The sequence below is a fragment of the Pseudomonas sp. J380 genome, from assembly GCF_009827115.1.
In the GTDB taxonomy this organism is placed as follows: domain Bacteria; phylum Pseudomonadota; class Gammaproteobacteria; order Pseudomonadales; family Pseudomonadaceae; genus Aquipseudomonas; species Aquipseudomonas paracarnis.
The window spans coordinates 3,294,175-3,315,238 of the sequence record NZ_CP043060.1; the positions used below are offsets into that span (position 1 = coordinate 3,294,175).

Consider the following 21,064-nt stretch of genomic DNA (forward strand, 5'->3'; position numbering starts at 1 on the left):
GGGAGCTGGCTTGCCTGCGATAGCGGTGTATCAGCCAGCCTCTTATTGCCTGACCTACCGCTATCGCGGGCAAGCCCGGCTCCCACATGGCCCCATCAGCTTCAAGCCTGGGTGAGTTCTTCCAGGGTCTTGCCCTTGGTCTCCATCCCGAACAGCCACACCACCAGCGCCGCCACCGCAAAGCACAGCGCGCCCAAGGCAAATACACCGCCCTGCCCGGTTATCGGGAACACCAACCCGGTCACCAACGGCCCCAGCAACGAACCAACCCGCCCAATCGCCGACGCAAACCCCGAGCCGGTTGCACGTGCCGAGGTGGGATACAACTCCGGCGTGTAGGTGTACAGCACCGCCCACATGCCAAACAGGAAGAACTGCATCAACAACCCCGAGGTGATCAGCAGGCCCACGTTGCCGCCAAACACTGCGCTCTGCCCATACAGAAACGCCATCACCCCGCCGCCCAGCAGGGTCACCACGCACACAGGCTTGCGTCCCCAGCGCTCCACCAACCACGCGGCCATCAAAAAACCTGGGATTCCGCCCAGGGAAATGATCACCGTGTAATACACCGACTGAGTCACGGCAAAACCCGATTGCTGCAACAACGCACTCAACCACGACGTCAGCCCGTAGAACCCAAGCAGGGCGAAGAACCACACACTCCAGATCATCATCGTGCGTTGGCGGTACTGCGCCGACCACAGCTGCTGGAACGCGGAGAAAAACGTCCCCGGCGCACTCTCGATCCGTGGCAGGGCAATCGGCTCCGGCAAGTCGGCGCCGCCCAGGGAATCGCGCACCTTCTGCTCGATGCCAAGCAAGACCTTGTCCGCCGCCTCATGGCGCCCAGCCTGTTCCAGCCAACGCGGCGACTCCGGGATAAAGAAACGGATGGCCAGCACGAACACCGCCGGTACCGCCAGCACCAGGAAGATGTCGCGCCAGCCAATCACCGGCAACAAGAAGTAAGACAATACGCCCGCAGCCACAAAGCCCAACGGCCAGAAACCATCCATCAAGGCGATATAGCGCCCGCGTCTTTTGGCGGGGATCAGCTCCGACAGCATCGACTGGGCAATGGGAAACTCCATGCCCATGCCAATGCCCAGCAGGATCCGAAACAACGTCAGCGTCTCCACCGTCTGGGCCGTGGAACACAAGTAGCTCGCCAACCCCCAGAGGACGATGCTCCACTGAAACACCGGTTTGCGACCGAATCGATCAGCAAGCATCCCGGACAGCGAAGCGCCCACCACCATGCCGAAAAAACTCGAACTGGCCAGCAACCCGGCCTGGGCCGTGCTCAGGCCAAACTCGGTTTTGATCGAGCCCAACAGGAAGGTCATCATCGCCAGGTCCATGGAGTCAAAGAAAAACGCCAGGGCGATGATGATGAAAATGATTCGGTGGTAACCGCTGATGGGCAACCGTTCCAGGCGTTCCGCCGCGCTATAACCCTGCCTACCCATGCCACACCCCTCGTATGAAAAATCCCCCTTGCGAGTGTGCGGCATCGTTTGCGCCGGCTATTGCTGGATGCGACCTGACGACAGCTGAGAACGACGCCAGCGCCTGTAGGAGCGAGCTCGCTCGCGAAGATCGTCAACGATAACGCGGGGTTTCTGGATAAAACGCGGCGCACTCGAGTTTTTCGCGAGCAAGCTCGCTCCTACAGTTTGGCGATGCGGGCTATGTGCTCAAGTCCCACATCAGTAACAGACAAGGCCCGTGACTCGTTGATCACGCTGATCCAGTTCGCCTGCAGAAACAGTTGCATCAAGCCCGCCCCCAACGCACCGCCCAGGTGGGGTTGTTGCTGGCTCCAGTCGAAACAGTCGCAGGCCAGCGGCGATGCCAATGCCTGGGTAAAAATGCCCAACTGCGCCAACGCCTGCACGCCATTGGGCGTCACCTCTGTACGCGGCTCATGGCGCTCGATCCACCCGGCCTCAAGCATCCGTTGATACAACTGCGCCGCCAGCTCGCCGCCGAGGTGGCCATGGCACCAGCGGGCACGGCGCAGCAATGGCGGTGCGCGCAGCGCCGCTGGCAAAACATCAGGTGTGCTGCGGGCCGCGCTGGCCATAGTGGTGCTGGCCAGCGCTTCAATGGCGGCACTGACATCGGCCGCCGCTACACGAAACAGGCGCTGGCCCCGCCGCGCCTCGATCCGCAACAGGCCGCTGCCGGACAGCCGCGCCAAATGTGCATTGGCTGACGCCGGCGACAGCCCGGCCAGCGTCGCCAGCTCTTCGGAAGTCTTCGCCGAACCGTCCATCAAGGCCCAGAGCATGGCCGTGCGTTTAGGCTCGGCGAGCAAGCTGGCGATCTGACTGATGCAAGGTGCTGCTCCCATGTATTCACTCCCTGTTAAACCATTTTTCTGCTGCGGTTGACGCCCAAGTATAGGTGCGCAGGCAGTAGGTTCCCCGGTGTCTGACGGTGCAAATCAGGACAAGATATGAGTGAAACTTCCGAGCGTGGCGCAGGCTATTGACGAGAAGCCATTCGTCCCGGTCGCTGGGCCGTCAATGTCGCACAACGGGACACGAGCATGTCCCGCAGCAGATTGATGGGTTTACTCAATTGCGCACGGTGGGCGCACAGCAGGTTGAGCGGGGTGCGCTCACCCTGCAGTTCCGGCAGGATCAGACGCAAGCGCCCGGCCAGCACATCGGTGCTCACATCCAGCCAGGACTTGTAGGCGATGCCCATGCCCGCCACCGCCCAGCGGCGCACCACATCGGCGTCATCGCTGAAGCGATCGCCGCTGACCGTCAGGCCCACATGGCGCTTGCCATCGTAAAAACCCCAGTGGTCGTGGACGCGGCTGCCGAGCATGTACAGCAGGCAATTGTGCTGGGCCAATTGCTCCAGATGGCGCGGCTCGCCATGCCGGGCGAGGTAACTGGGGGCGGCGCAGAGTACGCGAATATTGTCCGGAGCAATGGGCAGCGCAATCAGGCTGGAGTCTTCGGGTTCGCCGTAACGCAGGGCAATGTCCACGGGCTGGCGGAACAGGTCGGCGATGCGATCACCGAGCAACAGGCGCACGTTCAGTTGCGGATGCTCCTGCTGGAACGCATCCAGCCACGGCAACAGTTGGTTGCGGCCGAAATCCGAGGGTGCCGACAATTGCAGCACACCACTGACATGATCCTGGCCACTGGCCAATAGGCGCCGCCCTTCATCCAGCGCGCTCAGTGACGCCCGCGCGTACGCAAGGAAGCCCTCGCCTTCGGCTGTCAGGCGCAGGCTGCGGGTGGAGCGCGCCAGCAAGCGCGTACCCAGTTGCTGTTCGATACGCTTGAGCGCGGCACTGGCCACCGCCGGTGACAGGTCCATGACCCGCGCCGCAGCCGACAGGCTACCCAAGTCGGCGGCCCGCACAAACAACTGCAAATCATCAAAACGCAGCATGCATTTCCGTTCATTATCAATATTTGGTTGAAACAGCCTGCTGTTTTAGCCGCTTTTATCGGCGTGGGAAATAGCCAATCATCTGCCCATCCCGTTAGCCCGTGCCCGGAGTCGACTATGTCCACCGCTTTTAATGTCATCGCCACGCTGATCGCCAAACCCGGCCAGCACGCCACCCTGGAAACCCTGCTGCGCGGCCTGCTGGAACCGACCCGCCTGGAAGCCGGTTGCGAGCAGTACGACCTGCACCAGGACCTGCAGCACCCCGAGACTTTCTACATGCTCGAGCGCTGGAGCGACGACGCTGCACTGGCCGACCACGACCAGAGCGCGCATATCCAGAGCTTTCGCGCCAAGGCCGCCGATGTGATCGAACACTTCGAACTCAAGCGCCTGAAATTTCTCGCCTGATCCCGCCTTTTTGTAGGAGCGAGCTTGTTCGCGAAAACCCAAGGACGGCGCGCGAAACCAGAAACACCGCGTCATCGTTAACGATCTTCGCGAGCAAGCTCGCTCCTACCTTGACCGTATTCACTTGGAGTCATCATGAAAGCCATTGCCTACTACGCCTCACTGCCGATCAACGATCCAGAATCCCTGCAAGACATCGAACTACCAGCCCCCGTGGCCGGCCCCCGTGACCTGTTGGTGGAAGTCAAAGCCATCTCGGTCAACCCGGTGGACACCAAGGTGCGCCAGAACGTCGCCCCGGAAAATGGCGCCGCCAAGGTGCTGGGTTGGGACGTGGCGGGTGTGGTCAAGGCGGTCGGCAGTGACGTGACGTTGTTCAAGGCCGGCGACAAGGTGTACTACGCCGGTTCCCTGGTACGCCCAGGCGGCAACAGCGAATTGCACACAGTTGATGAGCGCATCGTCGGCCATATGCCCCAAAGCCTGGGGTTTGCCGAAGCGGCCGCATTGCCATTGACCGCTATCACTGCGTGGGAGCTGTTGTTCGAACGTTTGCAGGTCGCTGAAGGCAAAGACGATCAAGGCCAGAGTCTGCTGATCGTCGGCGCTGCCGGTGGTGTGGGGTCGATCCTGACTCAGTTGGCCAACCAGCTCACCGCGTTGAAGGTCATCGGCACCGCCTCGCGCCCCGAGACTCACGCATGGGCCAAGGCCCTGGGAGCACACGTGGTGATCGACCACAGCCAGCCGCTGAGCGAAGTGTTGAAACAGGCCGGGCACGGGCAAGTGACCCACGTCGCCAGCCTGACCCAGACCGAGCAACACTTGGACCAACTGGTCGAAGCACTGCAACCCCAAGGCAAGCTGGCGTTGATCGACGATCCCAAGGCCCTCGATGTGAGCAAGCTCAAGCGCAAGAGCCTGTCGCTGCACTGGGAGTTCATGTACACCCGTTCGATGTTCGAAACGCCAGACATGATCGAGCAGCACAACCTGCTCAATCGCGTAGCCGAACTGATCGACGCCGGCACCCTGAAAACCACGGTGGGCGAGCACTTCGGCGTGATCAATGCGGCGAACCTGCGCCGCGCCCACGCTCTACTGGAAAGCGGCAAGGCCAAGGGCAAGATCGTGCTGGAAGGGTTCTGAAAAAACGGCTGTCAGTGTCGTCTGTTATCCACGTAGGTAACGGACGACACCATTAGTCCGAGAGTTGATCCTTGTCATATTTATGCGCCCGTTCAGGTTTATATTGGCCGCCTTTGCCACGATTCTTTTACGTGAGGAAGTCAGCAATGAAAATCCTGATAAAAGCGTTAGCAAAATCCCCAGGCAGCCAATGGCAAGTTCGTCTCGACGGCGAGGCCATCACCTTTCGCAGTGAAGCCGAGGCCCGCGCCTTCGCCGACACGCTGCAGGCCCGGATCCAGGCGCCCCATCGCTTCCCTCTCAACCAGCAACGTTCCGCTGGCTAAACCGAACTTCAGACCTGCGCCTGTACGGCCCTTGCCCGTTGCAGGCGCTGGGTCGCCATGGCAATGGTCACCGCCAGCACCCCGCAGAGGCTGATGACCATGGCCATCGGCATCGCCGTGCCGTCGTGCAACACACCGACCAACGACGCCGCCCCTGCAGCCACACCGAACTGAATGCAACCGAGCAACGCCGATGCGCTGCCGGCCCGAGCCCCCTGCCCGCTCATGGCACAGGCCGAGGTATTCGGCAAAATGCAGCCCAGACTGGCGATACAGATAAACAGCGGCACCAATAACGGCCATAGTGCCTCAGTGCGCAACGCGGCAATTCCCAACAGCGTCAACGCCGCCGCCACGTACACCCACACGGTACGCGACAACAAAAACGCCGGGCCGCGCTTGGCGAGCAATCTTGCGTTCAGTTGCGCCACCAGGATAAAGCCCGCGGCGTTGGAGCCAAACAACCAGCCGTAATGCTCGGCCGGTACGCCATAGAGCTTGATAAACACGAAGGGGGAACCGGCGATGTAGGCAAACATCCCGGCAATCGAGATGCCGCCGGTCAAGGCATAGCCAAGGTACACCCGGTCTGACAGTAGCGAGCCGTAGCGGCGCAACGAGCCCGACAACGGCTGGCGCGGCTGATTGGCCGGGAAGGTTTCCGGCAACCCGACCGCCACGGCGATGGCCGCCATCACGCTGAACAACGACAACGCCAGGAAAATCGACTGCCAGCCCCACACGCCGACCATCAGGCCACCGGCCAACGGCGCCAGGATCGGGGCCAGGCCGGTCACCAGCATCAGTTGCGAATACACCTTGGCCGAACCCACGGCATCGCATTTGTCACTGACCACCGCCCGGGAAATCACCATGCCCGCACACCCGCCAAGGGCCTGCACGAAGCGTGCACCGATCAGCCATTCCAGGGACGGCGCATACGCACAAGCGAAAGACGCGAGGGTAAACAGGGTGACGCCGCTGAGCAGCGGCACGCGCCGGCCAAAGCGGTCGGCCAGCGGCCCGTAGATCAATTGGCCAATAGCCAGGCCCGCGAAATACACCGCCAGGGTCAGCTGGATATGTTTTTCGTCAGTGGCGAAGGCTGAGGCCATTGCCGGAAAGCCCGGCAGGTAAAAGTCGATCGCCAACGGCGCGAAGGCGCTCAAGGCGCCCAGAATCAGGATTATGCGAAGGTTCATCAGACACCCAAGTGAGTCGGCAGCTCAACAGTCTAGCCGCGCTTGGGTGCCATGAACATTACGTTAGGTGGCTAACGATCAGAAAATCACGCCAACTTGACGCTGTAGCCTTCCTCGGCAATCAGGTCGATCACTTGGTCAGAGGACAGACTGCTTGCCACCCGCACTTCTTTAGCCTTCAAGTCGACCTCCACACTTGCTGCCGAATCCTTGCTCTGTACCGCCTGGGTCACCGCTTTAACGCAATGGCCGCAGGTCATTCCTTCAACGCTGAATATTTGCATGACATGACTCCTTTGATGAGGTTGAGCCCAGTGTCGAGCTTGCCATGATGGCAAGGTCAAGTTCTCAGTATTTCTGCCGGGCTGGTATTCGGCGGCGGCGTCGTCCAAGCTTCAACCTCCCTAGCTGTGAACCATGGAGCATTCGCCATGCGCTGGTCGTTTTTTGCCCTTGCCGGCCTGATGAGCTTGCCTGCCGCTGCGCCCCAGGCCCTGGCAGCTGAAGATTATGCGGTGCTGATTATTTCCCGCGAACGCCTGGAAGTGCCGACCCACTGCGAGATCGGCCTGTATATCCAGGACCAACTGGCCGGGCGTCTGTTCCAGGAACAGGCCACCTCCTTCAACCTTCCGCCCGGCGATGTGTCGCTGCGCCTGAAAGTGTTGCCGAGTCAGGCCCCCGGCTGTCTGCCAGGCATGCTCGCGCCTCCCGCGCAGAACATCACCTTGAAAGCCGGGGATGTACGCAAATTACGCATTGCACTGGGCCCGGACGGCATGTACCTCAAAGCGGCGAAACTGGAATACTGAGTAACCCCACGATCGTTCCCACGCTCTGCGTGAGAACGCCTCATCGGACGCGCTGCGTCCAGGGTACAAGGCACTGCTTCAACGCCAGGGTGACGCGGAGCGTCACGGGCTGCATTCCCACGCAGAGCGTGGGAACGATCGGCGCAGAGCGTGGGAACGATCGGGCTTGACCTTCCCTACAGGTTAAGGTTGATCCTAGTGGCAACTTCTTCTGGAGGACTGCCCCATGAATGGATCCACCACCTTTGACCTGCCCATCGGCGGCATGACCTGTGCCAGCTGTGCCGGGCGGGTCGAACGCGCGCTGGGCAAAGTGCCTGGCGTGCAACGTGTCAGCGTCAACCTGGCCAATGAGCGCGCGCACATCGAAGTACAGGGCCAGATGGACCCCAGCGTGTTGATCGCCGCCGTCGACAAAGCCGGCTACACCGCCAGCCTGCCCCAAAGCGAAACCGCTACCGACGCCGATCAGGCCCGGCGCCTGCGCCGCGAGCGCTGGTCGCTGGTGGCGGGCATTCTGCTGGCGCTGCCCTTGGTGCTGCCGATGCTGGTAGAACCCTTCGGCCTGCACTGGATGCTCCCCGCCTGGATACAGTTTGCCCTGGCCACGCCGGTGCAATTCATCCTGGGTGCGCGCTTCTATGTCGCCGCGTGGAAAGCCGTGCGCGCCGGCGCCGGCAATATGGACCTGCTGGTGGCGATCGGTACCAGTGCCGGCTACGGCTTGAGTATCTATGAATGGCTCACCGCCGCCCCAGGCGTGACGCCGCACCTGTACTTCGAAGCCTCGGCGGTGGTGATCGCCCTGGTGCTGCTGGGCAAATACTTGGAAAGCCGCGCCAAGCGCCAGACCGCCAGCGCCATCCGCGCCCTTGAAGCCTTGCGTCCGGAACGTGCGATTCGCGTGCAGGACGGCCGTGAAGAAGACGTCGCCATCAGTGCGTTGAAGCACGGCGACCTGGTGCTGGTCAAACCCGGCGAACGCTTCCCGGTGGACGGTGAGGTGGTGGAAGGCCAGAGCCATGCCGATGAAGCCCTGATCAGCGGCGAAAGCCTGCCGGTGCCCAAACAACCCGGCGACGCGGTCACCGGTGGCGCCATCAACGGTGAAGGCCGCCTGCTGGTGCGCACCCTGGCCCTGGGCGCGGAAAGCGTGCTGGCGCGCATCATCCGCCTGGTCGAAGACGCCCAGGCCGCCAAGGCACCGATTCAGAAACTGGTGGATAAAGTCAGCCAGGTGTTCGTGCCGGCCGTGCTGGTATTGGCGCTGATTACCGTAGTGGGCTGGTGGCTGTATGGCGCATCCCTGGAAACCGCCATCATCAATGCGGTGGCCGTATTGGTGATCGCCTGCCCTTGTGCCCTGGGCCTGGCCACACCGACCGCGATCATGGCCGGCACTGGCGTCGCCGCACGCCACGGCATCCTGATCAAGGACGCCGAAGCCCTGGAGCGCGCCCATGCCGTGAGCGCCGTAGTGTTCGACAAGACCGGCACCCTCACCTCCGGCGCGCCCAACATTGCGCATTTGGCGGCCGTGGATGGCGATGAAGCCCTGTTATTGCAACAGGCCGGCGCCCTGCAGCGCGGCAGTGAGCACCCACTGGCCAAGGCCGTGCTGGATGCTTGTCGCGACAGAGGCTTGGACGTGGCCGATGTGAGCGCCAGCCAATCCCTGACCGGGCGCGGCATTGCCGGTACGCTCGACGGTCGGCCATTGGCGCTGGGTAATCGCCGCTTGCTGGAAGAGACCGGCCTGGACGCAGGCGATTTAGGCCCGCGAGCCAAGAAATGGGAAGCCGAAGGCCGCACCTTGTCCTGGCTGATCGAACAAGGCGCGCAACCCCGTGTGCTGGGGCTGTTTGCCTTTGGCGACACGCTCAAGCCCGGCGCGTTGCAAGCCGTGCAACAACTCAAGGCGCAGCACATCAGCAGCCACCTGATCACCGGCGATAACCACGGCAGTGCACGGGTGGTGGCCGAGGCCTTGGGCATCGACGATGTGCATGCCGAAGTACTGCCCGCCTATAAAGCCGCTGCCGTGGCCGAGCTGAAAAAAACCGGCGTGGTGGCCATGGTCGGCGACGGTATCAACGATGCACCAGCCCTGGCCGCTGCCGATATCGGCATCGCCATGGGCGGCGGCACCGACGTGGCCATGCACGCCGCCGGTATCACCTTGATGCGTGGCGACCCGCGCCTAGTGCCGGCCGCCCTGGAGATCAGCCGCAAGACCTACGCGAAAATTCGACAGAATCTGTTCTGGGCCTTTGTGTATAACTTGATCGGCATTCCCCTGGCCGCCTTCGGCCTGCTCAACCCGGTACTGGCTGGCGCCGCCATGGCCTTGTCCAGCGTCAGCGTGGTGAGTAATGCCCTGTTGTTGAAAACCTGGAAACCCAAGGAATTGGAGGATCAACGCCCATGAACATCGGCCAAGCCGCCCGCACCAGCGGGCTAAGCGCGAAGATGATTCGCTACTACGAATCCATTGGCCTGCTGAAAACCGCCCACCGCACCGACAGCGGCTACCGGGTGTACGGCCACGACGACCTGCACACCCTGACGTTCATCAAGCGCTCGCGAGACCTGGGGTTTTCACTGGAAGAAGTCGGCAAGTTGCTGACCCTGTGGGAGGACCGGCAGCGGGCCAGCGCCGACGTAAAAGCCCTGGCGCGCCAGCACATCGACGAGCTGAACCACAAGATTCGCGAGCTGGGGCAACTGCGCGATACCTTGCAGGACCTGATGGAGCACTGCCAGGGCGATCACCGGCCCGATTGCCCGATCCTCAAGGAGTTGGCAGCGGGCAACTGCTGCGCCTGACAGACAGCACAATGATCGTTCCCACGCTCCGCGTGGGAATGCCGCTTTCGACGCTCCGCGTCACGCTTTAGGACGCAGAGCGTCCAGGGATGCATTCCCACGCAGAGCGTGGGAACGATCAGCGTCGCTGTAAGTTACTGCATCCAAGGCGGCGGCGGTGGCTCGTCCGGCACTTTGCTTGGTGGCGCATCATCCGCCGCGCGAATCGCCTGGCGACGCTCTTCATCCAGCCGCGCCGCTTCGATTTCGCGGATCACACCGCCCACATCCGCCAGTTCTTCCGGTTCGTCGAACTCACCGGTCAATACACTGGCCGGGTGCAAGGTGCCGGCTTCATACAGCGCCCACATTTCCTTGGCGTACTTGGTTTTCTTCAACTCCGGGGCAAAACGCCCGAAGTAGGAAGCCATGTTGCCAACGTCGCGCTCCAGCATGCTGAACGCGTGGTTGTTACCCGCCGCATCCACCGCCTGGGGCAGGTCGATGATCACCGGGCCCGTAGGCGTGAGCAGTACGTTGAACTCGGAAAGGTCACCGTGCACCAGGCCGGTGCACAGCATCAGCACGATCTGGGAGATCAGGAAAGCGTGGTATTCGCGCGCCTGGTCCGGCTCCAGCACTACGTCATTCAGACGCGGCGCCGCATCGCCGTATTCGTCGGCCACCAGTTCCATCAACAGTACGCCTTCGAGAAAGTCGAACGGCTGGGGCACACGAACGCCCGCACCGGCCAGGCGAAACAGCGCCGCCACTTCCGCGTTCTGCCAGGCATCTTCGGTTTCTTTCTTGCCGAACTTGGAGCCCTTGGCCATGGCTCGTGCCTGGCGGCTGTTACGGACCTTACGGCCTTCCTGGTATTCGGATGCCTGACGAAAACTTCGTTTATTCGCCTCCTTGTAAACCTTGGCGCAACGCAATTCATTGCCGCAGCGCACCACATAAACAGCTGCTTCTTTACCACTCATCAGAGGGCGCAGCACTTCGTCGACCAGACCGTCTTCGATCAGGGGTTCAATGCGTTTAGGAGTCTTCATCAGCTTTTATTGTGGGTCCTGTATTACCAAACACGCGTGTGGCACTCGTTATACGGCAATCGGCTCGCCGGGGGGAGAGGCTACTGACCTCTGACCCCTTGAGAATGCATTCAATGGGCCAATTTTGTCGGCAATCAGCGTTCGATAATCGCCGTCACGCCTTGGCCACCGGCGGCACAAATGGAAATCAGCCCACGGCCCTTGCCCGCCGCATCCAACAATTTAGCCAAGTTGGCGACGATCCGCCCACCGGTGGCGGCAAACGGATGGCCCGCCGCCAGGGAACTGCCCTTGACGTTGAGCCGGCTGCGGTCGATCGACCCCAGCGGTGCGTCCTGGCCCAGGCGGGTCTTGCAATAGTCGGCGTCTTCCCAGGCCTTGAGCGTGCACAGCACTTGGGCGGCGAAGGCCTCGTGGATCTCGTAGTAATCAAAGTCCTGCAAGGTCAGGCCGTTGCGCGCCAGCAAGCGTGGCACCGCATACACCGGCGCCATCAACAGGCCCTCGGCGCCGTGGACGAAATCCACCGCCGCTGCTTCGCCATCGCGCAGGTAAGCCAGGATCGGCAGGCCGCGCTCCTTGGCCCACGCCTCGCTGCCCAGCAGCACCAGAGAGGCACCATCGGTCAGCGGCGTGGAGTTACCGGCGGTGAGCGTGCCCTTTTCGCTGCGCTCGAAGGCCGGCTTGAGGCTGGCGAGTTTTTCCAGGGTCAGGTCGGGGCGCAGGTTGTTGTCGCGGGTGAGGCCGAGAAAGGGCGTGAGCAAATCGTTGTGCCAGCCTTCGGCGTAGGCCGCCGCCATCTTCTGGTGGCTCTCCAGCGCAAGCTGGTCCTGCTCGGCACGAGGGATCTGCCAAGTCTGGGCCATCAGTTCGCAGTGCTGGCCCATGGACAGACCGGTACGCGGTTCGCCGTTGCGCGGCAGTTCCGGCTTGAGGTGATGAGGACGAAGTTGTAACAGGAGTTTTAATTTATCTGCCAGGGATTTGCTGCGGTTGGCTTGCAGCAGGATCTTGCGCAGCCCTTCATTCACACCAATCGGTGCATCCGAGGTGGTGTCCACCCCGCCGGCAATGCCGCATTCGATCTGGCCCAGGGCAATTTTATTGGCCACCAGCAGCGCCGCCTCAAGCCCCGTGCCGCAAGCTTGCTGAATGTCGTACGCAGGGGTTTGCGGTGACAGGCGCGAACCGAGCACGCATTCACGCGTCAGGTTGAAATCACGGGAATGCTTGAGCACCGCGCCGGCGGCCACTTCGCCCATGCGCAGGCCGTGCAGGTTGTAGCGCTCGATCAGGCCCTCCAGCGCGGCAGTCAGCATCGCCTGGTTGCTCGCCGTGGCGTAGGGGCCATTGGATCGGGCGAAAGGAATGCGATTACCGCCAATGATCGCTACACGGCGCAATTGAGTCATGGAAAGCTCCCTTGTGGTGGTGGGTGGAATCATCAAGCCTAGCCTAGGCTCAATCGAACGACTGCCACCCCAGGGTGGTCAACCTTTGAACCCCAGCCTTCGGAGAGCGTTCCATGTCTGACCGTTATATCGACTTCGCCAACTCAAGCCTCGGCCATCGCCTGGTCGCCGCCATTGGCCTGCCGTCACCGGTACGCCTGGAACGCTGGCAAGCCGGGCGCCTGCGCCCGGTCGAAGGTGCGCTGCTGCTGGGCGGTGGCGCATTGGCTACCCAGGTGCTGGCATTTGCCAACCGACTCACCGACGCCGTCTACAGCTACGGCGCCGAAGCCTCGACAGCACCCGCGTGGATTCCAGGACACGGCCCCAAGCTCAAGGCGGTGGTGTTCGATGCCAGCGGTTTGCAGCACACCGACCAGCTCAAGCAGCTGCGCGAATTCTTCCAACCACTGCTTAAAAACCTCGACCACAGTGCCCACTTGGTGATCCTTGGCCGGGCGCCGGAAAGCCTCAGCGATCCGTTCGCCGCCAGCGCCCAGCGCGCCCTGGAAGGGTTCAGCCGCTCTTTGGCCAAGGAGTTGCGCAGCGGTGGCGTGCTGCAGTTGCTGTACGTGGGCGACGGTGCCGAAGGCCAGTTGGAGGGCGCGCTGCGGTTTTTTCTCTCGCCCAAAAGCGCTTATATATCGGGCCAGGTGATTCGCCTGTCAGCTTGCGACACACCGGTGCAAGACTGGACGCGCCCCTTGGCCGGGCGCAAGGCGTTGGTGACCGGCGCCGCTCGAGGCATCGGTGCCTCCATCGCCGAAACCCTGGCCCGCGACGGCGCCGAGGTCATTCTGCTCGATGTGCCCCAGGCCAAGGCCGACCTTGAAGCCCTGGCCGCACGCCTGAATGCACGCACGGTGGCCCTGGATATCTGCGCCGAAGATGCCGCACGCCAACTGATCGAGCACCTGCCAGACGGGCTCGACATCCTGGTGCACAACGCCGGCATCACCCGCGACAAAACCCTGGCCAACATGACCCCGGAATACTGGGACGCAGTGCTGGCGGTCAACCTCAAGGCTGCGCAAGTGCTGACCAAGGCCCTGCTCGACAGCGGCACCCTGCAGGACAATGCACGGGTGGTGTTGCTGGCTTCCATCAGTGGCATCGCCGGCAATCGTGGGCAAACCAACTATGCCGCAAGCAAGGCCGGGTTGATCGGCCTGGCTCAAGCCTGGGCGCCGCTGTTGAAGGAGCGTGGGATCAGCATCAACGCCGTCGCGCCAGGGTTTATCGAAACCCAGATGACCGCGCATATTCCCTTCGCCCTGCGCGAGGCCGGGCGCCGCATGAGTTCCCTGGGCCAAGGTGGCTTGCCCCAGGACGTGGCCGAAGCCGTCGCCTGGCTGAGCCAGCCGGGTTCCGGTGCGGTCAGCGGCCAAGCGCTGCGGGTGTGTGGGCAAAGTCTTCTGGGAGCGTAAGCATGCAATGGCAAACGTTGGACAGCACCCCGCCCCTACTGCCGCTGTATTGGCGTGCGGCGCTCAAGCGCAAGATCACCGGCAGCTCACTGCCCGAATGTGGGTTGCGCTGCCGGATGAGTATCAACCCCAGCGCCGTTGCCGCGTACCGCAAGGTGTGCGGTTTTGCTGACAGCCCGATGCTGCCGGCGACTTATCCGCATATCCTCGCGTTCGGCCTGCAACTGCAACTGCTGACGGACAAGAGCTTTCCGTTTCCGTTGCTGGGGTTGATCCACCTGCGCAATCGCATCCGTATTCATCGCCCGTTGGGTGGCGTGGGTGACGTGAGTGTCGGTGTCTACGCACGCAATCTCAGCACCCATCCCAAGGGGGCCACCTTTGACATCGTGACGGTTGTCGAGGATGCCCTTGGGCTCTTGTGGGAGGGCGAAAGCCAAATGCTATGTCGGGGCGTAAAGGTTGAAGGCGAAGCTGCGGACAGCGGATCGCAGACTCCAGGAACGCTTACCGAACTGACGCGCTGGAAAGCCCCCCCTGATATTGGCCGACGCTACGCCCGAGTGTCTGGCGACTACAACCCCATCCACCTCAGTACCCCGACCGCGAAGTTGTTCGGTTTTCCCCAGGCCATCGCCCACGGGTTATGGAACAAGGCGCGCACTCTCGCGGCGCTGGCAGAACACTTACCGGCCGCCAATATTGAAATCGACGTCGCGTTCATGAAGCCGGTGCGCCTGCCCAGTGAAGTGATATTGATGAGCAGCGCGGCCGGTTCCAGCGGGACGTTGGAACTCAAAGGCGCTGGGGATATACAACATATGTTGGGGCAGTGGCAGCCGACTGCCTGAAAACCCTGATTAATTGTATATATACACCCTAAGTTATAGCGGACCTTACGAGGTCCGTCTTTATTTACAACACTTTGATTTTACTAATATAAAAATCCTGAAACACCCTTCCATTACACCTTTGGTATTAGTCATTAAGCCGACGATGGCCGGATGTATATAAATCGTTAATACCAAGTTGAGCGTTGCGTGAAAGAGTGCCCTCGCCTGAGATAGCCACACGGACAAACCTATCGTTATCCGAAGAAGTAACGAAGGTTTGAAACAACCAAGGTTGTACCAGGTGCAAGGAACTCAATCATGAAAACTCAAGTCGTGTTTTGGAAAGCAAGTACCGCGCTGGCCCTGATTCTGGCAATGAGCCTGGGCGGCTGCAGCAGCGGTGGTGGCGGGCATAAATCCAGCGTGGCGGCGTCATCGCCGGATGCAGGTGCAGGTGCCGGAGGCGGTACTGGTGGCGGTGATGGCGGTACAGGCGGTGGTACCGGTGGTGGCACAGGCGGCGGTGACGGCGGTACTGGCGGCGGAACCGGTGGTGGCACAGGCGGCGGTGACGGCGGTACTGGCGGTGGAACCGGTGGTGGCACAGACGGCGGTGACGGCGGTACTGGTGGCGGTACTGGTGGCGGAACCGGCGGTGGCACGGGCGGTGGTGACGGCGGAACTGGCGGTGGTACTGGCGGCGGCACCGGCGGCGGCACCGGCGGCGGCACCGGCGGCGGCACCGGCGGCGGCACCGGCGGCGGCACTGGCGGCGGCACCGGCGGCGGCACTGGCGGCGGAACAGGTGGCGGAACAGGTTCGACAACCACCCCACTGGTCACCGGCCAGATTGCCGGCACCCTTGGCACCACTGTGGGCAATGTCGGTACAGCGGTCGGTAACCTGGGTTCGACGTTGAATGGCGTACCCATCGTCGGCGCAACCGCTGGCGGCCTGGTCACCTCGGCAGGCACCGCCGTTAACAGCATCGGCACTGGCGTAACCGCCGGCTTGGGCTCACTGGGCACCAACACCAACTCCTTGGGCACCACGGTGGCAGGCGTAGGTAACGGCGTGGCCGACCTGGGCGGCGGCCTCTCGACCACCGGCCAAACACTGTCAACCACTCTCGGCGGAATACCTGTGGTCGGCGGCGCGACAGGCGGAGTGGGCACTGCGGTAGGTGGCGTCGTGGATAAAGTCGGCACCACCGTCACCATGCTTGGCGATACCCTCAGTACGGCCAGCACCACCGGCCCGCTGGGTTCGTTGACCAACACCTTGGGCAGCAAAGTCGTGGTGCCTGTGGTGTCGCTGGTGGAAAACACCACCGGCAACCTGGGTAACGCAACCGGCCTGGGCACTCCACTCAATGGCGTACTGGATAAGGTCGGCTCGACCGTCACCAGCTTGGGTACTCAAGTCGCCAGCACGGGCGGCACGGGCAACCCGGTCACCGGCGTTGTCGGCACCGTACTCACTGGCGTCGGTGGCACACTGGATAAATCAGGTGGTTATGTCGCCCCAACCGGTGGCACCTCGGCTCCCGGCATTCCGGAACTGGTGGGTGGCCTGGTGGCTAACGTGGGTACCGGCCTGAACGTGGGCAATACCAACGGCACAGTCAGTGCAACGGGTGTGACCGGTGGTGCAGTCGGCGGCACCGTTGCGTCGCTGGGCACTGCGCTGGGTGGCACAGGTGTAGCAAACACCGCAGCTACCGCACCGGTCGCCACCGTAGCGGCCAATGTCGGCGCAGCGCTCAACCCTGTGACCAGCGGCGTCACCAACCTGACCCAAACCATCGGCACCACTACCGGTGTGGGTGCTCCGGTCAATGGTCTGGTGACTCAAGTCGGCGGCGCTGTGAGCAGCGTGGGCACTAACTTGACGGCAGCCAATGCCAACCCGATCACCAACGCGGTAGGCACCACCGTCACAGCGGTCGGCGGCACCGTCGCCTCGGTGGGTGGCCTGGTAACCGGCGGCGCGACTGGCGGCACCAGCGGTGGTTTGCTCGGCGGCCTGAATATCGGCACCACCGCCACAGCAACCGGCACTGCCACCACCACGGGCGGCACTACGGCCACAGGCGGTCTGGGCGGTTTGTTGAATGGCCTGACCGGCAAATAGAAATGCACCTGGCCGATTAGACGGCCTCCCCTACAGCGCCTACGCTTGGTTGAGACGAGAGACCTTTAATAAGTCTCTCGTCTTTTTTATGGGCAGCGACACCTGTGAACAGTCGCCGCCCTCCCGAACCGCGTCCCAGAACCCGGCGGGCCCGAAGCGCTGCTGCAGTTGACCATGGAGTGTCCTATGCGCGTGTTGACCCCGTTGTTATTGCTCACCCTCAGTGCTTACGCCCAGGCCGAGACCCTTCCCAGCTTTCTCAACAGCAACGACACTGTCCGCACCCTGCCGGTACCCAACCTGCCCGCGGACGCCTACCGACCACCCACGTCGAAAACCCAAGTACCCGAGGCGCCGCCGACTGCAGGCCAGCCGCTGTTGATGGACACCAAGGTCACTATTCGAAAGTTGCAGATCGAAGGCGGAACGGTCTACCCGCTCGCCGAGACGGCGCAGGTGTATGCGCCGTTGATTGGACGTGAAACCAACCTTGCGCAACTGATTGAAGCGACCCGTGGCATCACCCGCCGTTATCAGGAGGATGGCTACCTGCTGTCCTACGCCTTCCTGCCGCAACAGAACTTCGAAAATGGCCTGGTCCGCGTGGTACTGGTGGAAGGCTACATCAAGGACTATCAACAAACCGGCGACATTGGTTCGGTGTCGGCCTACGTCGATAAACTCGCGCAAAAGCTCCTGGCCGAACGCCCACTGACTCGCAAGACCTTCGAGCGCTATACCACGCTGATGAGCCGCATCCCCGGCCTCAGCGTACAAGCGCAAGTACCGCCGCCAGGCACCACCGATGGCGCCACGCACATGCAGATCCAGGCCAGCCGCAAACCTTTCACCACCAGCATGAGCCTGGTGCAGAAAAGCCGTGGCGGCACGCAAGCGTTGCTGAGCGCCACCAGCAATTCCCAGACGTCCATGGGCGAGCAGCTCAGCGTCAGCGGCCTGTTCCCACCCGGCGAGGACAAAGAGCATTACTACCGCGTGGACTACAACCAATTCATCAATGCCGAAGGCACCCAACTGGCGCTCGCCGCCGAGCGCTATCGCGCCGACCCCAGCAGCAGCGTGCAACTGGACGGCGGTTTCGAACTCAAGCCGCACCAGTCCATCGACCGCTACTCCATCGGCCTGAGCCACCCGTTCATTGCCTCCCCGACCGAGTCCTTCACCCTGGGCACACGCCTGTACGCGGTCGACCAGACCACGCGCTATAAACTGGTGGGTTACCCGTTGCGTTTCGACATCGAATCCAACCTGCGCGCCCTGGCCTTCGAAGGTGATTGGCGCAAAGCCGACGCGCGACGCCTACGCATCATCAGCGGTGGCCTGTACCAGGGCATCGATGGCCTGGGCGCCAAGGCCCGCAGTGACCTGGACGTGGCTAAACCCGACCTCGACTTCTTCCGCCTGCGCCTCTCCGGCGTGCAAAGCGACAAGTTCTTCGACAACTGGCAAGGCGTACTTTCCGGCGCGCTGTACTGGAGCAACAACACCCTGCCCGACAGCGAACGCGCCACCTTCGGTGGGCAAAATTTCGGCCGTGGCTACCCGGACGACCAAGGCTCGGGCGACAAGGGCTGGGGGGTGGCGTACGAGGTCAACTACAGCTTCAACCGCGCCGGCAACTGGGTGAAAATCCTGCAACCCTACGTCGTAGTCGATCGCGCCAAATCCTGGTTCAACGACCTGCCGGTCAAGGCCAACGACATGTCGTCGGCGGCGGTAGGTTTACGCTTTGGCGACAACAAGTATTACAACATCGCGCTGGAAGCGGCCAAGCCAATGTCGGATATCGCCCTCGACAGCTTTAACCGCAGGCCGCGGTATACGCTGAGCTTCAGTTATCAACTGTGACGAGGGCACCTGTAATCAATGTGGGAGCGGGCTTGCCTGCGATGGCACTCTTCGGGTCGACCCTACAATTGGGTTGGAATGAGTACATATCTCGGTTACCTGCCATACCGCCTTCGCGAGCAACCCCGCTCCCACAGTTGGGTTTCGGAGTGTCAGGCAGTTAGTCGTTGACTGTTCGGCCATCATCGCAGGCAAGCCAGCTCCCACATTTTTTAATGGCGCGCGAACATTACCGGTCAGGTTTGGTGAGGGGAAACAGGCTGTTGAGGGTATCGAGCAAGCGCACCAGGTAGATCGGCTTGCGAAACAAGTCCAGCACCTGCAAGCGCAGCATATCGCTGACATCGTCCATTTCTGCATGGCCAGACATCACGATCACAGGCAAATGCGAGCGTGAGGTATGTTCGCGCAGGTGCTTGATCAAGGAGATACCACTTTCCTCGGGCATGCGCAGATCGGTGATGACCAGGGCGATATCAGGGTGAAGTGTCAATTCTTGCAAGGCAAAGGTGACGGAGGTCGCGGTGAAACAGACGAACCCCTCGTTTTCGAGGGATTCGGCCAACTCCACCAGCGCATCCTCCTCGTCGTCCACCAATAGGATTTGTTGGCGGGATGACGAAGGGTGGGTCATGGGCGGTACCTGATAAAAAGAATCACCGGAACGAAAGAATACCGCAATGACGGCTAAGTCGCCGCTGGCAGCGCATCGGACACTTGCTCGAAGATGCCTTTTATCTTATCGCCAAGCCCAGTACCAATACCGACGATCACCAACGCAACTATCGCGACGATAATCACATATTCAATAGCCGACGCCCCATCTCTGCGGCGCAGGAATAACTGAGCGTGAACATAAAATTTCAAGAACAGGTCAAGGATCATGTTGAGATCTCCTTCATGCGCCACAAAGCGCCGATACAGCTGGCCCGCACAATGATTGCCGTGTGCCACTAGAGCATTGTCAACAAATTTAACACTCACAACTGTAAGAATGAATTAATCATAAAGTATTAGTGGCTCCATGCGCCCTGCAAGTCCGTTGTTTAAAGGCCCGATTCTAAAAACATCGATAAATTTTTCGTTCGGTAATGGCATTTCGTCCTAGCTGAGCTACCTTCAAATAGCCAAATCGTTAGTTGTTCATCACAGCCCAGTTGCGAATTTAACTCGTTTGGATTAACGGGAATAAAAGTAGTGCAACAGGATAGGGAGCGCCGTCATGAACAGTCGCATCAGCATGGTCCTGGCTGGCTTGCTGCTTATCGGAGCCCTGGTGGCAGGGTATTGGGGCCTGGTGCTCAGCCGTCCACCGGCACCTGCCGTAGCACCCTCGCCACAACCTGTCATTTCCGTGGAAAAAACCGTTGCAGTCGTGGAAGACCAGACCCGCCAGCCCGTCGTGGTACTGGTGCACGCGGTTGCGCCTTTTGTGCCCCTCACCGCTGCCGATGTAGCCGTGGAAAAACTGCGCACCGTGCCGGCAGGCAGCCTGACCAGCGTTGACCAGGCCATCGGTCGTACGCCTTTGCGGGCCCTGGGTGCCGGCACCTGGCTCAATGATGAAAGCTTCACCGCCGGCGGCCCCCTGGCCCGCATGATTCGTGCGGATGAACGCGCGCTCGCCGTCGCCGTCGACGAGGTTATCGGTGCCGGTGGCCAGTTGAGCCCCGGCGACTACGTGGATGTCTTGTTGTTCTTGCGCCAGGACAATGCCAATGCCGAGCAATCGGCGCAGGTGGTCATCCCGGCGATTCGCCTGCTCAGCGTCGGCGACCAACTGGGTTTGGCCAACGACGGCAGCCCGGCAGTACCGCCACCCGCCACCGCCGAAGAACGCGCCCAGGCGGCTCAACGTCGCACCGCCGCGCGCAGTGTGGTGCTGGCGGTGCCCGAACAATTGCTGAGTCGGTTGATGCTCGCTTCCCAAGCCGGCACGCTGCGCCTGGCCGTGCGCAGTGCCGACGAACAATTGCTCAGCCGCTACTGGGCCGGTGAAAGCGACACCCCGGACAAGGTGCAAAGCGCCAACCGCGACCTCTACCAATTCACCCAATTGGCCCTCAGCGGCCCGCCGAAAAAAATCACCCCTGCGGTGGCCGTCACCGGCCAGCGTCGGGGTATCGAAGTGATTCGCGGCGCGGCGGCAGCACAACCTACCCCCTGAT

Annotated in this window: 20 protein-coding genes; 11 read left to right on the top strand and 9 right to left on the bottom strand. The window is 61.8% G+C overall.

Annotated features, from left to right (window positions below; all coding sequences use genetic code 11):
• Window positions 1-101 precede the first annotated feature (101 nt).
• From FXO12_RS15045 to FXO12_RS15055, 3 genes are all read right to left on the bottom strand, one after another.
• Window positions 102-1,472 (bottom strand): MFS transporter, encoded by a 1,371-nt coding sequence (locus tag FXO12_RS15045; RefSeq protein WP_057977730.1) that lies wholly within the window; start codon window positions 1,470-1,472, stop codon window positions 102-104.
• 200 nt (window positions 1,473-1,672) lie between these two features.
• A complete protein-coding gene (locus FXO12_RS15050) occupies window positions 1,673-2,359 on the bottom strand; it encodes a helix-turn-helix transcriptional regulator (RefSeq protein ID WP_057977732.1) in 687 nt (228 codons plus the stop codon).
• Window positions 2,360-2,493: 134 nt separating this feature from the next.
• Window positions 2,494-3,423 carry a LysR family transcriptional regulator gene (locus tag FXO12_RS15055; protein WP_034125904.1) on the bottom strand — a complete coding sequence of 310 codons (930 nt, stop codon included), beginning with the start codon at window positions 3,421-3,423 and terminating at the stop codon, window positions 2,494-2,496.
• A 117-nt stretch (window positions 3,424-3,540) separates the two neighbouring features.
• On the opposite strand from FXO12_RS15055, the gene FXO12_RS15060 reads away from it, so the two are divergent.
• The 3 genes from FXO12_RS15060 (at window position 3,541) to FXO12_RS15070 (ending at window position 5,309) form a co-directional block, all read left to right on the top strand.
• Entirely contained in the window at window positions 3,541-3,834 is a 294-nt protein-coding gene (locus FXO12_RS15060) for a putative quinol monooxygenase (RefSeq protein ID WP_003188253.1), read from the top strand.
• 135 nt (window positions 3,835-3,969) lie between these two features.
• Complete coding sequence (locus FXO12_RS15065; protein WP_054896419.1) at window positions 3,970-4,983, top strand: zinc-binding alcohol dehydrogenase family protein; 1,014 nt, start codon at window positions 3,970-3,972, stop codon at window positions 4,981-4,983.
• A 146-nt stretch (window positions 4,984-5,129) separates the two neighbouring features.
• A complete protein-coding gene (locus FXO12_RS15070) occupies window positions 5,130-5,309 on the top strand; it encodes a hypothetical protein (RefSeq protein WP_014716767.1) in 180 nt (59 codons plus the stop codon).
• 8 nt (window positions 5,310-5,317) lie between these two features.
• On the opposite strand, the gene FXO12_RS15075 is transcribed toward FXO12_RS15070, so the two are convergent.
• Window positions 5,318-6,511 carry a multidrug effflux MFS transporter gene (locus tag FXO12_RS15075; RefSeq protein ID WP_057977734.1) on the bottom strand — a complete coding sequence of 398 codons (1,194 nt, stop codon included), beginning with the start codon at window positions 6,509-6,511 and terminating at the stop codon, window positions 5,318-5,320.
• A gap of 86 nt (window positions 6,512-6,597) precedes the next feature.
• Window positions 6,598-6,795 carry a heavy-metal-associated domain-containing protein gene (locus FXO12_RS15080; RefSeq protein ID WP_054896417.1) on the bottom strand — a complete coding sequence of 66 codons (198 nt, stop codon included), beginning with the start codon at window positions 6,793-6,795 and terminating at the stop codon, window positions 6,598-6,600.
• Between the two features lie 147 nt (window positions 6,796-6,942).
• Between FXO12_RS15080 and FXO12_RS15085 the strand changes: the two genes are divergently transcribed.
• The 3 genes from FXO12_RS15085 (at window position 6,943) to cueR (ending at window position 10,149) form a co-directional block, all read left to right on the top strand.
• On the top strand, window positions 6,943-7,323 hold the full coding sequence (locus FXO12_RS15085) for a hypothetical protein (RefSeq protein ID WP_034125899.1): 381 nt from the start codon (window positions 6,943-6,945) through the stop codon (window positions 7,321-7,323).
• A 226-nt stretch (window positions 7,324-7,549) separates the two neighbouring features.
• Complete coding sequence (locus tag FXO12_RS15090) at window positions 7,550-9,751, top strand: cation-translocating P-type ATPase (RefSeq protein WP_160049709.1); 2,202 nt, start codon at window positions 7,550-7,552, stop codon at window positions 9,749-9,751.
• The gene (gene cueR / locus FXO12_RS15095) at window positions 9,748-10,149 is read left to right on the top strand and encodes a Cu(I)-responsive transcriptional regulator (RefSeq protein ID WP_003188242.1); all 402 of its coding nucleotides are present in this window, start codon (window positions 9,748-9,750) and stop codon (window positions 10,147-10,149) included. The genes FXO12_RS15090 and cueR overlap by 4 nt, the downstream gene beginning before the upstream one ends.
• Before the next feature lie 134 nt (window positions 10,150-10,283).
• On the opposite strand, the gene FXO12_RS15100 is transcribed toward cueR, so the two are convergent.
• Together FXO12_RS15100 and FXO12_RS15105 are read right to left on the bottom strand one after the other, a co-directional pair.
• A complete protein-coding gene (locus FXO12_RS15100; RefSeq protein WP_014716761.1) occupies window positions 10,284-11,183 on the bottom strand; it encodes a PA4780 family RIO1-like protein kinase in 900 nt (299 codons plus the stop codon).
• 134 nt (window positions 11,184-11,317) lie between these two features.
• Window positions 11,318-12,595 (bottom strand): acetyl-CoA C-acetyltransferase, encoded by a 1,278-nt coding sequence (locus tag FXO12_RS15105; protein WP_054896415.1) that lies wholly within the window; start codon window positions 12,593-12,595, stop codon window positions 11,318-11,320.
• Between the two features lie 113 nt (window positions 12,596-12,708).
• Here FXO12_RS15105 and FXO12_RS15110 point away from each other — a divergent pair, with 113 nt between their 5' ends.
• The 4 genes from FXO12_RS15110 to FXO12_RS15125 all read left to right on the top strand — a co-directional run bounded on the left by FXO12_RS15110 (window position 12,709) and on the right by FXO12_RS15125 (window position 18,896).
• Entirely contained in the window at window positions 12,709-14,061 is a 1,353-nt protein-coding gene (locus FXO12_RS15110) for a 3-oxoacyl-ACP reductase (RefSeq protein ID WP_054896414.1), read from the top strand.
• Window positions 14,062-14,063: 2 nt separating this feature from the next.
• Window positions 14,064-14,912 carry a MaoC/PaaZ C-terminal domain-containing protein gene (locus tag FXO12_RS15115; RefSeq protein WP_057977739.1) on the top strand — a complete coding sequence of 283 codons (849 nt, stop codon included), beginning with the start codon at window positions 14,064-14,066 and terminating at the stop codon, window positions 14,910-14,912.
• Between the two features lie 300 nt (window positions 14,913-15,212).
• Window positions 15,213-17,027: a collagen-like triple helix repeat-containing protein gene (locus tag FXO12_RS15120; protein WP_087715853.1), complete on the top strand. Its 1,815-nt coding sequence runs from the start codon at window positions 15,213-15,215 to the stop codon at window positions 17,025-17,027.
• A gap of 186 nt (window positions 17,028-17,213) precedes the next feature.
• A complete protein-coding gene (locus FXO12_RS15125; RefSeq protein WP_034125892.1) occupies window positions 17,214-18,896 on the top strand; it encodes a ShlB/FhaC/HecB family hemolysin secretion/activation protein in 1,683 nt (560 codons plus the stop codon).
• 229 nt (window positions 18,897-19,125) lie between these two features.
• Here the strand turns inward: FXO12_RS15125 and FXO12_RS15130 are convergent, their stop codons facing one another.
• Both FXO12_RS15130 and FXO12_RS15135 read right to left on the bottom strand, forming a co-directional pair.
• Window positions 19,126-19,530, bottom strand: coding sequence for a response regulator (locus FXO12_RS15130; protein WP_160049710.1), 405 nt, complete (start codon window positions 19,528-19,530; stop codon window positions 19,126-19,128).
• A 53-nt stretch (window positions 19,531-19,583) separates the two neighbouring features.
• The gene (locus tag FXO12_RS15135) at window positions 19,584-19,781 is read right to left on the bottom strand and encodes a Flp family type IVb pilin (RefSeq protein ID WP_034125890.1); all 198 of its coding nucleotides are present in this window, start codon (window positions 19,779-19,781) and stop codon (window positions 19,584-19,586) included.
• Between the two features lie 337 nt (window positions 19,782-20,118).
• Here FXO12_RS15135 and cpaB point away from each other — a divergent pair, with 337 nt between their 5' ends.
• A complete protein-coding gene (cpaB, locus tag FXO12_RS15140) occupies window positions 20,119-21,063 on the top strand; it encodes a Flp pilus assembly protein CpaB (RefSeq protein ID WP_054896412.1) in 945 nt (314 codons plus the stop codon).
• The last annotated feature ends 1 nt before the right edge of the window (window position 21,064 follow it).